14 protein-coding genes are annotated in these 14,410 nt (G+C 63.6%); 8 read left to right on the top strand and 6 right to left on the bottom strand.

All coding sequences use genetic code 11. The annotated features are described in order from the left end of the window. The first annotated feature begins 589 nt into the window (after positions 1-589). Complete coding sequence (locus tag CV770_RS30860) at positions 590-1,321, top strand: transglutaminase-like cysteine peptidase (RefSeq protein WP_104465041.1); 732 nt, start codon at positions 590-592, stop codon at positions 1,319-1,321. A 174-nt stretch (positions 1,322-1,495) separates the two neighbouring features. Continuing rightward, positions 1,496-2,608 (top strand): lysozyme inhibitor LprI family protein, encoded by a 1,113-nt coding sequence (locus CV770_RS30855; protein WP_104465040.1) that lies wholly within the window; start codon positions 1,496-1,498, stop codon positions 2,606-2,608. A gap of 201 nt (positions 2,609-2,809) precedes the next feature. Here CV770_RS30855 and CV770_RS30850 read toward each other — a convergent pair whose 3' ends face one another. The 6 genes from CV770_RS30850 to CV770_RS30825 all read right to left on the bottom strand — a co-directional run bounded on the left by CV770_RS30850 (position 2,810) and on the right by CV770_RS30825 (position 9,626). Then, positions 2,810-4,009 carry an ABC transporter substrate-binding protein gene (locus CV770_RS30850; protein ID WP_104465039.1) on the bottom strand — a complete coding sequence of 400 codons (1,200 nt, stop codon included), beginning with the start codon at positions 4,007-4,009 and terminating at the stop codon, positions 2,810-2,812. A gap of 107 nt (positions 4,010-4,116) precedes the next feature. Next, a complete protein-coding gene (locus tag CV770_RS30845; RefSeq protein WP_104465038.1) occupies positions 4,117-5,955 on the bottom strand; it encodes an AMP-dependent synthetase/ligase in 1,839 nt (612 codons plus the stop codon). Positions 5,956-6,046: 91 nt separating this feature from the next. After that, positions 6,047-6,835 carry an ABC transporter ATP-binding protein gene (locus CV770_RS30840; protein WP_091955832.1) on the bottom strand — a complete coding sequence of 263 codons (789 nt, stop codon included), beginning with the start codon at positions 6,833-6,835 and terminating at the stop codon, positions 6,047-6,049. 3 nt (positions 6,836-6,838) lie between these two features. After that, positions 6,839-7,597 carry an ABC transporter ATP-binding protein gene (locus CV770_RS30835; protein WP_104465037.1) on the bottom strand — a complete coding sequence of 253 codons (759 nt, stop codon included), beginning with the start codon at positions 7,595-7,597 and terminating at the stop codon, positions 6,839-6,841. Next, the gene (locus tag CV770_RS30830; protein ID WP_104465036.1) at positions 7,594-8,745 is read right to left on the bottom strand and encodes a branched-chain amino acid ABC transporter permease; all 1,152 of its coding nucleotides are present in this window, start codon (positions 8,743-8,745) and stop codon (positions 7,594-7,596) included. Before CV770_RS30830 ends, CV770_RS30835 begins: the two co-directional genes overlap by 4 nt. Before the next feature lie 5 nt (positions 8,746-8,750). Beyond that, entirely contained in the window at positions 8,751-9,626 is an 876-nt protein-coding gene (locus CV770_RS30825) for a branched-chain amino acid ABC transporter permease (RefSeq protein ID WP_091955829.1), read from the bottom strand. A 262-nt stretch (positions 9,627-9,888) separates the two neighbouring features. Here CV770_RS30825 and CV770_RS30820 point away from each other — a divergent pair, with 262 nt between their 5' ends. From CV770_RS30820 to CV770_RS30795, 6 genes are all read left to right on the top strand, one after another. Continuing rightward, entirely contained in the window at positions 9,889-10,638 is a 750-nt protein-coding gene (locus CV770_RS30820) for an ABC transporter ATP-binding protein (protein ID WP_165637232.1), read from the top strand. Then, complete coding sequence (locus CV770_RS30815) at positions 10,635-12,161, top strand: permease (protein ID WP_104465035.1); 1,527 nt, start codon at positions 10,635-10,637, stop codon at positions 12,159-12,161. The genes CV770_RS30820 and CV770_RS30815 overlap by 4 nt, the downstream gene beginning before the upstream one ends. An 84-nt stretch (positions 12,162-12,245) precedes the next feature. Then, complete coding sequence (locus CV770_RS30810; protein ID WP_018321341.1) at positions 12,246-12,500, top strand: AbrB/MazE/SpoVT family DNA-binding domain-containing protein; 255 nt, start codon at positions 12,246-12,248, stop codon at positions 12,498-12,500. Further along, positions 12,497-12,901 carry a type II toxin-antitoxin system VapC family toxin gene (locus tag CV770_RS30805; protein ID WP_104465034.1) on the top strand — a complete coding sequence of 135 codons (405 nt, stop codon included), beginning with the start codon at positions 12,497-12,499 and terminating at the stop codon, positions 12,899-12,901. The genes CV770_RS30810 and CV770_RS30805 overlap by 4 nt, the downstream gene beginning before the upstream one ends. Before the next feature lie 59 nt (positions 12,902-12,960). Then, positions 12,961-13,773, top strand: a complete 813-nt coding sequence (locus CV770_RS30800; protein ID WP_104465053.1) for an MBL fold metallo-hydrolase — start codon at positions 12,961-12,963, stop codon at positions 13,771-13,773. Positions 13,774-13,838: 65 nt separating this feature from the next. Next, a complete protein-coding gene (locus CV770_RS30795) occupies positions 13,839-14,360 on the top strand; it encodes a hypothetical protein (protein WP_201760113.1) in 522 nt (173 codons plus the stop codon). Positions 14,361-14,410 lie beyond the last annotated feature (50 nt).

Genomic DNA, 14,410 nt, shown 5'->3' with positions numbered 1-14,410 from the left:
GTAAGTATCGACCGCCTAAGCTTGCATAGCATTAGCAAGTCCTTAGCGATACCATCTATTGCTTGTGTGATTTCGCATCACTTGGCCCCAGGAGGCCACACGGCTTGGCGCCGCTATAGAGAAGCGAAAGTAATCTCTCAAATATTCGGAAGTCGAATTCAGCCTGTTTCCACGCATTTCCAGTCATCCAAAGTAAGCTGACGTATAATCACGGAGCAGATACTTGCGTCATCTTTCCTTCGCGAGGTCCCGCAGCATCCTGCGGCAAATACGCACTTAAATCTGTGACCTAACTAACAGAACCCCATGAAATAGGGGGTCGTTAGCCATCGGGCCCAGATTCGGCACTGCCACAACTTGTGTCTGCAATTGGCTCGATTTCGCGGCAGCCGGACACCTCCTAGCCGGCGAATCGTAAAATTTTACGCAATTTGGACGGGCCCGTTTCAGCCTGTTCCCCGGTTTTGGAACCCCAGCCGGGCGCGTTAAGCAGAACAAAACGGCCCGTCTCGCACTATCTCCGCGAAAGCAACAAAGCCCGGCACGTTCAGGTCGAGGGGGATCTGGCGAAGCTGGAAGGGGATGTCAGATGGAGACCGCTGCTCGCTCGCGCGCCTGGCGCGCAATCCTTGTCCTGTGCGGATTGGTCCTGTGTGGGTCGACCGCCGAGCTTCGCGCCGGCACGCTGCTGTCGCCGGGCGCAGGCCTACTCGTGCGCAAATCCGCCGAGCCGTTCGGCGTGTTCGCCTTCGCCATCTCCGCCGGCAGCCTGCAACAGAAATGGCTCGCGCTGAAGGACAAGCTCGACGGCGACATGGTGCAGCTCGCGCTATGCGACGGTGACCGCGACAATTGCGCTTCGCCGGCGGCCCTGAAGCTGCTCGCCATCGTCGACCAGGCCCGCGCCCGCTACGGGCGCGCCCGGCTCGGCGAGACCAACCGCGCCATCAACCTTGCCATCCGGGCCGCCAATGACGGCATCGACGACGTCTGGAGCTCGCCGCTGGCGACCTTCGCGCGCGGTGCCGGCGATTGCGAGGACTATGCCGTCGCCAAGCTGGCCGCGCTGCGGTTGGCGGGCGTGGCCGCCGAGGACCTCCGCATCCTCGTGGTGCGCGACGTCAGGGCCGGCGAGGAGCACGCGGTTGTCGCCGCGCGTCTCGACGGCCGCTGGCTGATGCTCGACAACCGCCGCATGGCGATGGTCGAGGACGACGCTGCGCGGAGCTACCGGCCGCTGTTCGCGCTCCATCAGTCGGCCGTGATGAAATATGTCGACGAACCGATGCAGGTCTCGATGGTCGCCGCCGAGGCACGTTGATCCATCTTGTAGCCCGGATCGAGCGCAGCGAAATCCGGGGCCGCTGTCGCTTGTCGCACGAATCCCGGATTACGCTTCGCTCCATCCGGGCTACGAACCTCCGTTCACCAAAAACTCATTCCACCACGCGATCCGGGCGGCTAGCATGGCCACGGCTTTGCGGGGGCGACGGGAATGCGGTTCATCGTGCTGACTGTGATTGCGCTGCTGGCGCTCGTCTCACCCGCGTCAGCGCAGTCCGACCGCTCCATCGCCGATCGGCTGCCGCTGTTCGCCAAGAACAACTGCCAGCAGATTCGCGACCCCGGCAATCAATTGTTCTGCGGTGATGCCACGCTTGCCGCCGCCGCCGAGAAGCTGAACACCGCGATCGAGGCGCGGCTCGCCCGCCTACCCGATCGCCTGCCTGCGATCGAGGAGAATGCGATCTGGATCCGCCAGCGCAATCTCGGCTGCGGCATCGTCGGCCAGACCGCGATCCGCCCCGACGATTTCGAGCGGGTGAAGGCGTGCCTGCTCAAGGTGACCGAGGAGCGCGCCGCGATCCTGCGCGATCCGGATTTCGACTGCCTCGCAGCCAACACCGCGGCGGGCGCGGTGATTTGTGCGGACCCGTCGCTGGCACTTGCCGAAACGGAGCTCAATGGCCAGGTGCTCGGCCTGATCGGCAAGCTGGACCCGACCGCAGCGCGCTTTGCCTTCGCCGAATATGGCAGGTGGACACGCGAGCGCGATCGCAAATGCAATCTGGTCGGCAAGGAGAACGTGCCGCTCCAGGAGCTCGAATCCGCAGAGGATTGCCTCGCCGATCATTTGAAGCACAAAGCCGACGACATCCGCGCGGCGAAGGGCGATCCCAAGAAGGTGTTCGGCCGGCAGGTCGCGGCCCGCATCCCCGACACCGACGCGGTCGACTTCTGCGCGGCGCGGATCCATGCGGCCAATTCGTGCGGCAGCTTCCTCCGCATCAACCGCGTCTACGCGCTCGACAGCCAGGTGACCGAGCAGGAGGCTCAGGTCACCGGCGAAATCGAGATGGCGGTGCTGGCGCCCTTCACCATGTGCAGCAAGGTCGCATCCAGCTGCACCGGCACCTGCTGGGACGCCAGGACGGGTCTTCCGCAGCCGAGCGCCGCCAACAAGGAGCGTTCGGCAGAAGCCTTCAACGTGACGCGCCGCCTGAGGATCCAGCGCACTTTTGCGTTCGTCAAGGCCGCCGACGGCTGGCGCTGCCGCGAGGACGAGTTGGCGCCGGTGAATTCGGGGACGGCGAGCGGGGGATCGTAGGCTTCTGTCCGCCTGCGGCTCTTCCTTCTCCCCTTGCGGGAGAAGGAAACGCGCGCAAGCGCGACGGATGAGGGGTTCTTTCCGCTCGCTAGGCTATTCGTGAGGATAGAGACCCCTCACCCGGCTCGCCGCTTTGCGGCGATCCACCCTCTCCCGCAAGGGGAGAGGGTGCACCGTTCGTGTCGCGAGAGCCGCCCTTCATCAAAACATCAGATTGTCCTTCACCAGGACCCAACGGCCGTTCTTCACCTGCTGCACCTGGGTGACGGTGGTGGCGAGATGGTTGGTCTTCGAGAACACGGTCGGCGGCGAATTGAAGATATCCTGGAACTTGTCGCCGGACTCCAGCGCGTCGAGCATCTTCTGGCCAGTGAGTTCCTTGCCAGCCTTGTTGGCATAATGCGCGAACGTCATCACCGCATTGTAGCCGATGATCGCCTGAGTGTTGGCGTCGGCGTTGAACATCTTCTTGTAATTGACGAGCCAGTCCTTCACCTTTCCCTTCGCGGTGTCTTCGTAGGGAATTTCGAAGTTCGAAGCGGCATACAAGCCTTCCACCACTTCCTTGCCGAGCGCCGGCACTTCGAGCACGTTGACGGGCGTGGCACCGAGGAAGGTGACCTCCCAGCCGAGCTTCCTGGCCTCGGTCATGGTGCCGATAGGCTCACGGAGGACCGCGCCGAGCACGACGAGGTCGCAGCCGTCGGACTTCATCTTGGCGACCTGCGCCGAGAAGTCGGAGGCGCCGCGCTTGTAGCTCGTGATCGAGGCCGGCTGCACCTTCATGGCGGCGAGCTGCTGGTTAAAACCATCGAGCACGTTTTTTCCGTACTCGTCGTCCTGATGCATGATGCACGGCTTCTTGAAATTTTTTGCCTCAATCATGTATTTGAGCGCTGCGCGCGTGCTCTCGACATAGGGCAGGAGGTTGTTGAACTTCAGCCGCTCCTGCGGCTTGGCCGCATCGAACTTGAAGGTGAACTCGGCCGCCGTCAGCGGGAAGAGCTGAAGCACGCCGGCGTCGAGCAGGATATCCTGCGCAGCGAGCACGGTCGGCGATCCCATTGGTCCCACCATCGCGAAAATCTTGTCGCGCTCGATCAGCTTTTGCGAGGCCAGCACGGCTTTCTTCGGATCGTAGCCGCTATCCTCGACGACAAGCTTGATCTTGCGACCCTGGACACCGCCCGCAGCGTTGATCTCCTCGACCGCCATCTTCATGCCGTTGGAGACCGGCACGCCCCAGCCCTTGATCGGGCCCGACAGGTCCTGATGCGTGCCGATGACGATCTCGGATGCCGAGATGCCCTCATTGGTGACCTTGGTTTGAGCGGCGGCCGGCAGACAGGTCAGCGCAAGGGCGCTCACCGCCAGGCCCAGCGCCTTCAGCGATTTCGACATTGCAGTCTCCTCCTTCAGTGGCCCGTGTTGAGCGAAGGATCGGGCCTCTCAAGCCTTCGCCGTTTTCTCAAATCCATCTCTCTTGAGCATGATCCTCCGGATCATGCTCAAGCAACCGCGCGCTCGCGATACATCGCCTCGATCTCGGCGGCGTAACGCTTGTTCACGAAACCGCGCTTCAGCTTCATGGTCGGCGTCAGCTCCTCGTCCTCCGGAGTGAGCTGGCGCTCGATCAGGTAGAACTTCTTGATGGTTTCGACGCGGGCAAAATTGCCGTTGACCTGCTCGATCTCGCGCCCGATCAGGTCTTGAATCTCCGTCGCCCGGCACAGGCTCGCATAGTTGGTGAAGGGAATGTCGTGGTCCTGGGCGAACTTCTCGACATTCTCCTGGTCGATCATCACGAGGCAGGTCAGATACGGCCGCTTGTCGCCGATCACGACGGCATCGGAGATGTAGGGCGAGAACTTGAGCTGGTTCTCGATTTCGGACGGCGTGACGTTCTTGCCGCCGGAGGTGATGATGATGTCCTTCATGCGGTCGGTGATGCGGACGAAGCCTTCATTGTCGATGGTGCCGACGTCGCCGGTGTGCAGCCAGCCGCGTTGATCGATCGCTTCCGCCGTTTTCTCCGGCTGGTTGAGATAGCCCATGAACAGGAAGTCGCCCTTGATCAGGATCTCGCCTTCGGGCGACAGCGCGACCTCGCCCCAGGACACGGCGGTGCCGACCGAGCCGAGCTTGATCCGCGTCGCCGGCATCATGGTGGCGACGCCGCAATTCTCGGTCTGGCCGTAGAGCTCGTGCAGGTCGATGCCGAGCGCGAGATACCAGCGGATCAGCTCCGGCGCGATCGGCGCTGCGCCGGTGAAGGCGACGCGGCAGCGATCGAGCCCGATCATGCGGCGGATGTTGCGGAAAGCGACCCGGTAGGCGATCCGGCTTGCGAGGCGCAACGACAGCGGCGGCGCCTTGCCCTCGATCCGGTAATCGACCATGCGATAGCCGATGCCGATGGCGCGGCGATAGACCCATTGCTGGAGCGGGGTCGCATCCTTCAGCGCGATGGTGATGGCGGAATAGAATTTTTCCCAGATGCGGGGGACCGCGAGGAAGACGGTCGGCTGCACCTCGCGCAAATTGTCCGGCACGGTTTCCGGGCTCTCGGCGAAATTCATCACCGACCCGAGAGCGACCGAGATGTAGTATCCGCCGATGCGTTCGGCGACGTGGCACAGCGGCAGGAAGATCAGCCTGTCCTCGTCCTCCTGCGCCGGGATGAAGTCGTTGGCGTGACGCATCTGGTGCGTGACGCTGCGGTTGGCGTGCATCGCGCCCTTAGGGGGACCGGTGGTGCCGGACGTATAGACCAGGATCGCGAGATCATCGGCGCCGCGGCTATCGATCATCTCCTGCCACAGCGCCTCGCGGCCGACCATGTGATTGCGGCCGAGCGCGCGAAACTCGTCGAGCGACATCACCATGTCGTCGGAGAAGCCGCTGAGGCCCTCCATGTCGAACACGATGATCTTCTGCAGGCTCGCGCAGCGCGCGCGGCAGGCGAGGATCTTGTCGAGCTGCTCCTCGTCCTCGGCGAAGATCACTTTGGTGCGGGAATCGTTGATGAGATATTCGACCTGGGACGACGCATCGGTCGGGTAGATGCCCGAAGCGACGCCGCCGGCGCACAGGATGCCCATGTCGGCATGGACCCATTCCGGCACGGCGTTGGCGATGATGGAGGCGACGTCGCCGGGCATGAAGCCGGTCGCATGAAGCGCGTAGGCGATCTCTTTCGATATCGCCAGCCATTCGCGCCAGCTGGTCGGCTGCCAGATGCCGAATTTCTTCTCGCGGATGGCCGGCCGATCGCCCCGCGTCTCCGCAGCGCGCAAGAAGCTCTTCGCGATCGTATCAGCGACCGTCAGCACCGCCGGTCGGGCCATGCACCTCTCCTCCTTGTCGCCTGCCTCCGGTGCCTGCCTTGCCGGCGGTCTCTATTGCGGATGGCAAGCTCATCTTACCGCCAGCTCTTCCTCACCGCCACGTCTTCTTCTTTTTCCAGCGCCGCTCGCCCCGCGCGCCCGCTTCCTTGGCGCCAAGGTAGAACTCCTGGATGTCCTGGGAATGCATCAAGCGGTCGCAGGTGTCGTTCATCACGATACGGCCGATCTCCAGCACGTAGCCGTAATGCGCCGTCTCCAGCGCCACCTTGGCGTTCTGCTCGACCAGCAGGATCGACATGCCCTGCTCCTCGTTGACGCGGCGGATGATGGTGAAGATCTCCTTCACCAGCAGCGGCGACAGGCCGAGCGACGGCTCGTCGAGCAGCAGCAGCGTCGGCCGGTTCATCAGGGCGCGGCCGATCGCCAGCATCTGCTGCTCGCCGCCGGAGAGCTGGCCGGCCGGCTGGTTGATGCGCTCCTTCAGCCGCGGAAAGTAACCATAGACGCGCTCGAGATCCTCCGCGACGCCGTCGCGGTCCTTGCGCGGATAGGCCCCCATCATCAGGTTCTCGCGCACCGACAGGAACGGAAACACCTCGCGTCCTTCCGGCACGTGGCTGAGGCCCAGCCGCACGATGCGGTCGGCCTCCATGCGCTGGATCGGCTTGCCCAGGAATTCGATCGAGCCCTTTTGCGGGTCGAGAATGCCCGAGATGGTCTTCAGCACCGTGGTCTTGCCGGCGCCGTTCGCCCCCAGCAGGGTGACGATGCGGCCGCGCGGCACTTCCAGCGAGATGCCGCGGATCGCCATGATCGGCCCGTAATAGCTCTCGATGTTGGAGAGCTTCAGGATGATCTCGGGCGTGACGGCGGCGTCCATGCGTCAAGCTCCCAGATACGCGGCGACGACGTCAGGATGCTGCTGCACCTCGGCGGGCGAGCCCATTGCCAGCACGCGGCCGTAGTTGAGCGCGATGACGCGATCGGAGACGCGGTTGACCAGCGACATGTCGTGCTCGACCATCAGCACGGTGATGCCGAGCTCGCTCTTCATGTCGCGGATCCAGAACGACATGTCGTCGGTCTCCTCGACATTGAGGCCGGACGACGGCTCGTCGAGCAGGATCAGCTTCGGCTCCGAGCACAGTGCGCGCGCCAGCTCGATCACCTTGCGCACGCCGTAAGGCAGGCCGGAGATCAGCTTGTCGCGATAGGGTTCGAGATCGAGGAACTCGATGACCTGCTCGACCCTGCGGCGATGCACCTTCTCGTTGGCCCGCACGCTCGGCAGGAACAAGAGCTCCTGCCAGAGCTGCGTGGTCGAGTGCCGGTGACGGCCGACCAGGAGGTTGGAGAGCACGGTCGCATTCTCAAACAGCTCGATGTTCTGGAAGGTGCGGGCGATGCCGAGCTTGGCGATGTCGTAAGGCGGCTCTTCGGTGATATCCTGGTCCTCGAAGAAGATGCGGCCCGAGGTCGGCCGGTAGATCCGCGAGATCAGGTTGAAGATCGAGCTCTTGCCGGCACCGTTCGGCCCGATGATCGACAGGATCTCGCCCTTCTCCACCGCGAACGAGACCGCATCGACGGCCTTGAGGCCCCCGAAATGCAGCGACAAATTCTCGGCGCGGAAATAGCTCATCGGTTCCGCTCCGACTTCACGTAGATCTTCTGCCGCTTGAAGGTGGCGCGCTTGTAGAGCGGGAATAGCTGGAAGAACAGCTTGATCTTGAGCCAGCGGCCGTAGAGACCGAGCGGCTCGAACAGCACGAACAGCACGATGATGATTCCGTAGATCGCGCCCTTGAGGCCGTTGAGCGAGGCGAAGGCCGCGACCTTCGACTGGATGTTTCCCGCGGTGGCCGTGCCGGCACCGAACGTCGCCGCGATCCCGGCGATCATGCCGGGCATGTCGTCCTTCAGATAGGTCAGGAACGGATCGATCATCACGATGAAGATCGCGCCCAGCACCGCGCCGTGCAGGCTGAAGGTGCCGCCGATCAGGATCACGATGATGAACTCGATCGAGAGCTGGAGCGTGAACATCTCCGGCGAGATGAAGGAGAGCTTGTGCGCGAACAGCACGCCGGCAAAGCCGGTGATCGCCGCCGAGATCGCGAACGACTTCACCTTGTAGAGCGCGACATTGACGCCCATGCTGCGCGCCGCCGTCTCGCTGTCGCGGATCGCGACGAAGGCACGTCCCGTCGGCGAGCGCAGCAGATTGAGCGTGCCAACGATGGTCAGCACCAGCACGGAGAGGCAGAGGAAATAGAAGGTGGGGCTGTCGCGCGGGACGGTGACGCCGAAGAGCGACAGTGTCTTCACCCGCATGCCCTCGTTGCCGTGGGTGACGCTTTCCCAGCGCGCCAGGATCTCCTCGACGATCAGGGCAAAGGAGATGGTGGCGATGACGAGGTAGATGCCGGTGAGGCGCAAAGCGGGAAAGCCGACCATCGCGCCGATGATGCCGGTCAAACCTCCGGCGGCGAGGAAGTAGACCGGGAACGGCACGTTGTACTTCTGCAAGTATGCCGCCGTGTAGGCCCCGATGGCAAGGAACGCGGCGTGACCGAGTGAGGCCTGGCCGGTAAAGCCGGTCAGGATCAGCAGCGCGACGCCGACGATCGCATAGATGCAGACGAAGACGAGCTGGCTCATCAGATAGCTGGAGAGCACAAAGGGCGCGATCAGCAGCAGTGCGAGCAGGATGCCGTACGAGACCAGATAGCCCGAATGCGGAAACAGCTTGATGTCGTCCTGATAGTCGGTCTTGAACAGGAAGCGCATTGCGTTCAGACCTTCTTGCGGACGTGGTGGCCGAACAGGCCTTCTGGCTTCAAGAGCAGCACGGCGAGCAGCACGAGGTAGGGCGCCACATCCTTCCAGCCTTCGGGCAGGTAAAAGCCCGCCATGCTCTCGATCACGCCGATCAGGACGCCGCCGACCACGGCGCCCGGGATCGAGCCGAAGCCGCCAAGGACCGCAGCGGGAAACGCCTTCAGGCCGAGCACGAGGCCGACATTGGAATGGATGAAGGTGATCGGCGCCAGCAGCACGCCGGCGCAGGTCGCGACCGCCGCGCTGATTGCCCAGACGACCGACACCACGCGCTTGACCGGGATGCCCATGTAGTAGGCCGCGAGCATGTTCTCGGAACTGGCGCGCATCGCGGTGCCGAGCGTGGTCTTGTTGAAGAAGAGATAGAGTAGCGTGCACAGGATCATCGTCGCCGCGATCACCGAGAGCTTGTCGTAGGCGAGCACCAGCGAGCCGATGCGGAGCACGCCCTGGCTGAACGGGGTCTCGATCTTCAGATCATCGGTGCCCCAGATCATGCCGGCGACCGAGCGCAGGAAATAGCCGAGCCCGATGGTGGCCATGATGATGGAGAATTGCGGATAGCCGAGGATCGGCCGCACCACCACGCGCTCTGCCAGCATGCCGAACAGGGCCATCGCGGCCACCGCACCGGCAAAGCCGATCCAGTAGTTCAGGCCCATCATGCCGATGAAGGTGAAGGCGAAGAAGCCGCCGAGCATCATCAGATCGCCCTGGGCGAAATTGACGACCTCGGTGGCCTTGTAGACGAGCACGAAGCCGAGCGCGATCAGGCCGTAGACGCAGCCGAGCGCAACACCGCTGACCAGCTGCTGAACGAAATCCAGCATTGACGCGCGTCCTCCCGATGCAACCGCCGGTTCTTCCTGACCGCCTTGCCGCACCTTGTGTCCAGTCGCTGCGCAGTCGTTTCGCTGCGTTAGCGCCATTTGTCCGGAACCAATTCAGCCTGAACCGTTCAGCGCTGTCAACAAACGGTGACTTGCCATTAGTCGAAACCGGATGGCGGAATTTGTGGGCCGTAGATTCACGGTGCCGAAACATCTTGGGATCATGGTCACGAGCGATGCAAAACCGGATAGTGTGGCCGTCATGAAGCGGGACAAGTCGGCACTGGAAGTCCTGGGGCTAACGAAGCGTTTTGACCGTCTGGCGGTCGACAGCCTCGATCTCACCATTCACGCCGGCGAATTCTATGCGCTGGTCGGCCCCAACGGCGCCGGCAAGACCACCACTTTGCGCATGGTTGCGGGCCTGTTGCGGCCCGATTCCGGCGCGGTCTCAATCTTCGGCATCGATGCGCTCGAAAATCCCGTCGCCGCCAAGCAGGTGATGGCGTGGGTCTCCGACGAGCCGATGATCTACGACAAGCTGACCCCGCTCGAATATCTCGAATTCGTCGCCGGCCTCTGGGGCATCGCGCCGTCGGTCTCGAAGCCGGTGGCGCAGGACCTGCTCGGCTCGCTTGGCCTGGAGCCACATCGGCACGAGCGCTGCGAGGGCTTTTCCAAGGGCATGCGCCAGAAGGTCGCTCTCGCCGGCGCGCTGGTGCACGATCCCCGCCTCATCATTCTCGACGAGCCGCTGACGGGGCTCGATGCCGTCTCCGCCCGCCACGTGAAGGGCCTGCTCAGCGAGCGTGTCCGCGCCGGCTGCACCGTCATCATGACCACGCATATTCTCGAAGTCGCCGAGCGCATGGCCGACCGCATCGGCGTGATCGCCTCGGGCCGCCTGGTGGCCGAGGGCACGCTGACCGAGCTGCGCCAGCAGAACGGCCATGCCGACACCAGCCTGGAAGATCTCTTCATCGCGCTGGTGACGCTTCCGGAAGCCGCATGAGCTCGGCAACCGCGCTCTCCTGGTTCGCACGCCACGAGCTCCGGCTCGCCTGGCGCGAATGGTTCGCCATGATGACCGGTGGACGGCGCAAGCGGGCGCGCGCCGCGGTCATCGGCCTCGTCTGCTTCGCCGCGCTGCTGCATCTGCCGGCCTGGGCGGTGATCGGCCGTTTCGCCGATCTGCAGCTGCCGCTCGACAAATCCTCGCTGATCGTGATCTCGGCGACGATCTTTCTCGCCTGGACCTTGATGCTGTCGCAGGCAATCGAATCGGTGACGCGGGTGTTCTACGCCCGCGCCGATCTCGACCTGATCATGTCTTCGCCGGCGACGCTCGCCAATCTGTTCTCGGTCCGCATCGCCGCGATCGCGCTGACCGTCACCGCGATCGCGCTGCTGTTCTCGACGCCCTTCATCGACGTGCTCGTGATCGGCGGCGGCGCGCGCTGGCTCAGCGCATTCGGGGTGGTCGTCGTCATGGGCCTCTCGGCCGCGGCGGTCGCGATCGCCGTCACCATCCTGTTGTTTCGCCTGATCGGCCCGGCGCGCACGCGCCTGATCGCCCAGATCCTCGCCGCGATCATCGGCGCCGGCTTCGTCATCGCGCTCCAGATCGCGGCGATCATGTCCTACGGCACGCTGTCGCGCTTCACCATCCTGACTTCAGGCAGCGTGGCCGCCCATGCCCCCGATGTCGACAGCATCTGGTGGTGGCCGGCGCGGGCGGCGATGGGCGACAGCGAAGCGCTGCTGCCGCTCCTGGCGCTCGCTTTGGTGCTGCTTGGAAGCGTCATGGCGATCTTCTCGCACCGCTTTGCCGACACGGCGATCGATGCCGCCGCTTACGGCGCCTCCGGCAGCAGGCGCGCGAAGGAGCGCCCGTTCCGCGCCGGGTCGCGGCAGCAGGCGCTGCGGCGCAAGGAGTTCTCGCTGCTCTGGCGCGATCCCTGGCTGATCTCGCAGACCCTGATGCAGCTGCTCTATCTGGTGCCGCCGGCGCTGCTGCTCTGGCGCAATTTTGCCGACAGCTCCGCGGCGCTGACGCTGATCACGCCAGTCGTCGTGATGGCGGCCGGACAGCTTGCCGGCGGGTTGGCCTGGCTGACGATCTCGGGCGAAGACGCCCCCGACCTGGTCGCGACTGCGCCGCTGACGCCATCCGCGGTCATCCGCGCCAAGATCGAGGTGGTGCTGATCGCGATCGCCGTGATCTTCTGCCCGCTGATCGCCGCACTGGCCTTGGCCGCACCGATCCAGGCTGCCGTGAGTGCCGGCGCGATCATCCTCAGCGCAGCCTCCGCGACCGCGATCCAGCTCTGGTTTCGGGTGCAGGCCCGGCGCAGCCAATTCCGCCGCCGCCAGACCTCGTCGCGGCTTGCGACCTTCGCCGAAGCGTTCTCCTCGATCGGCTGGGCCGCAACCGCGGCATTGCTGCTTGCACTCCCCATCGCCGGCCTCATCAGCGGCCTGATCACCGCCAGCCTCGTTGCGATCACCTGGAAGTTCAGCCCAAGGCGGGACTGAAGTCGTGTGAGAGCGCCTTGCCTGCCGCACTTGAAAGTAAGGCTAAATTACCTTACCTATTGGCTATCAAGGATTGAGGATCCCATGGGCACGCTTACTGTCACGGCAAAGGGGCAGGTTACGCTGCGGAAGGATCTCCTGGAGCACCTCGGTGTGCATCCCGGCGACAAGATCTCGATAGAGAAGCTTCCTGGAGGGCGGGTTGAGGTGAAGGCAGCTCGGCCCGTCGGAAAGATTTCGGATGCCTTCGGTTTCCTGAGAGGAAAAACGAACGGTCGATCATTGTCGATCGAGGAGATGAACGAAGTCATCGCTGACGGCTGGACCGGCAAGCGATGAAGATAACGCCCGACACCAACGTGTTGGTGCGCGTTCTGGTCGGGGATCACGCCGAACAGAGCAAGGTGGCCGAAGCCCTTCTCAAGAAGGCAGACCTAATAGCCATCTCGATCCCCGCACTGTGCGAGCTGGCCTGGGTTCTCTCTCGAGGCTACAAAACTTCGGCTGAGAATATCTCGGCTTCGATCCGGCATTTGATCAATGCCTCCAATGCCGTCGTCGATCGGCCGGCAGCCGAGGCTGGATTGGCGTTCCTCGATACCGGGGGCGATTTCGCCGATGGCGTCATCGCCCATGAAGGCAATTGGCTTGGAGCCGACACTTTCGTGTCCTTCGACAGGAAAGCCGTGAAACTGATCGAGGCAAGCGGCGGATTGGCGCGGCTGGCCGGCACCACATGACGCGAGGATAATTCGTAGATACACTCAGCAGATCGTCGATGAGCGGCGGACGGTTCTGCATGTTTCGACCATTGCTGACGGCTCTTGCGTTTCTCAGTTGGCTGGGCGCCCCTGCCCTCGCCCAGCAGCCACAGCGCAGCGAATGCCTGGCGATGGCCAACGCGGCCCCGCGCGCTCTGCCGGTCGCATTCCGGCCGGCGGCCGGCACAGGCGAGGTCGAGATCACCTATGCCGGTCATTCCACCTATTTCATCGACACGCCCGGCGGCTTGCGCATCGCGACCGATTATAGCGGCGCCTACCAGGTCGGGCGGCTGCCCGACGTCGTGACCATGAACCGGGCCCACAGCACGCACTACTCTCTGTTTCCCGATAAGCGCATTCCTCACGTGCTGCATGGTTGGGGCGAAGACGGAAAGCCGGCGATCGTTTCAGAACGCATCAGTGACGCCTTCATCCGCAATGTCACAACCGACATCCGCCGCTATTTCGGCGATGATGCCGGCGCCGACATGATCCGCGACGGCAATTCGATCTTCATCTTCGAGGTCGCCGGCCTCTGCATCGGCCATCTCGGCCACCTCCATCACAAGCTCGACGACAGCCATTTCGCCCAGATCGGACGGCTCGACATCGTGATGGTGCCGATCGACGGCACCTACACCATGTCGCTCGACGGCGTCTCCGAGATCACCAGGCGGCTGCGCGCTTCGGTGGTGCTGCCGATGCACCGCTTCGCCACCCCGCTCGACGATTTCATGCGCCGGATCGGCCAGCAGTTCGAGATCGACCGGCGCTCCGAGCGGTCGTTCCGGATGTCGCGGGACGCGCTGCCGTCGAAGCCGACGGTGATCATCCTCGACGGTGTCTGAGGCGCAATTTTCTCCAAGCCTTCTGCCGTCTTTCGGTGCTGATCTCCTCGCAACAGGAGATCGACATGAACGACTTTGCGCGACTATTGCACGCCGATGGACCGAATTCCGAGCACGCCGCGGCGCTGCAGCTTTACGGCCGCTTTGTCGGCGATTGGGACGCCGAAATCACGGCCCACGGCCTCGGTGGAACAAAACATACTGCGCGCGGCGAGATCCATTTTGGCTGGGTGCTGGAGGGCCGCGCGGTCCAGGACGTCTGGATCATCCCGCGCCCCGCGGGCTCTCAGGCCTTTCCGATTGCGGGCAATTGGTACGGCACGACGCTGCGCGTCTACGATCCGACCATCGATGCGTGGCGGATTTCCTGGTTCGATCCCGGACGCAGCGTCTTTCGCCAGCAGATCGGCCGGCCGCGCGGCGCCGACATCGTGCAGGAGGGGACGACCGAGGCCGGCGAACTGACGCGCTGGAGCTTTACGGAAATCACCGGCGATTCCTTCCACTGGCTCGGCGAGGTCAAGCCATCCGCCGTGGCCGATTGGCGGCTGATGGTCGATGTGAAGGCGAAGCGGCGGAAGGGCTAAAGATCTGATGGTTGTTGGTTGAAGCCGTGGGCTCCGGGCTCGCTGCAACC

The sequence above is a fragment of the Bradyrhizobium sp. AC87j1 genome (assembly GCF_002936975.1).
In the GTDB taxonomy this organism is placed as follows: domain Bacteria; phylum Pseudomonadota; class Alphaproteobacteria; order Rhizobiales; family Xanthobacteraceae; genus Bradyrhizobium; species Bradyrhizobium shewense.
The sequence above is the reverse complement of the archived record's forward strand: the minus strand, read 5'-3'. Positions and strand labels throughout refer to the sequence as shown.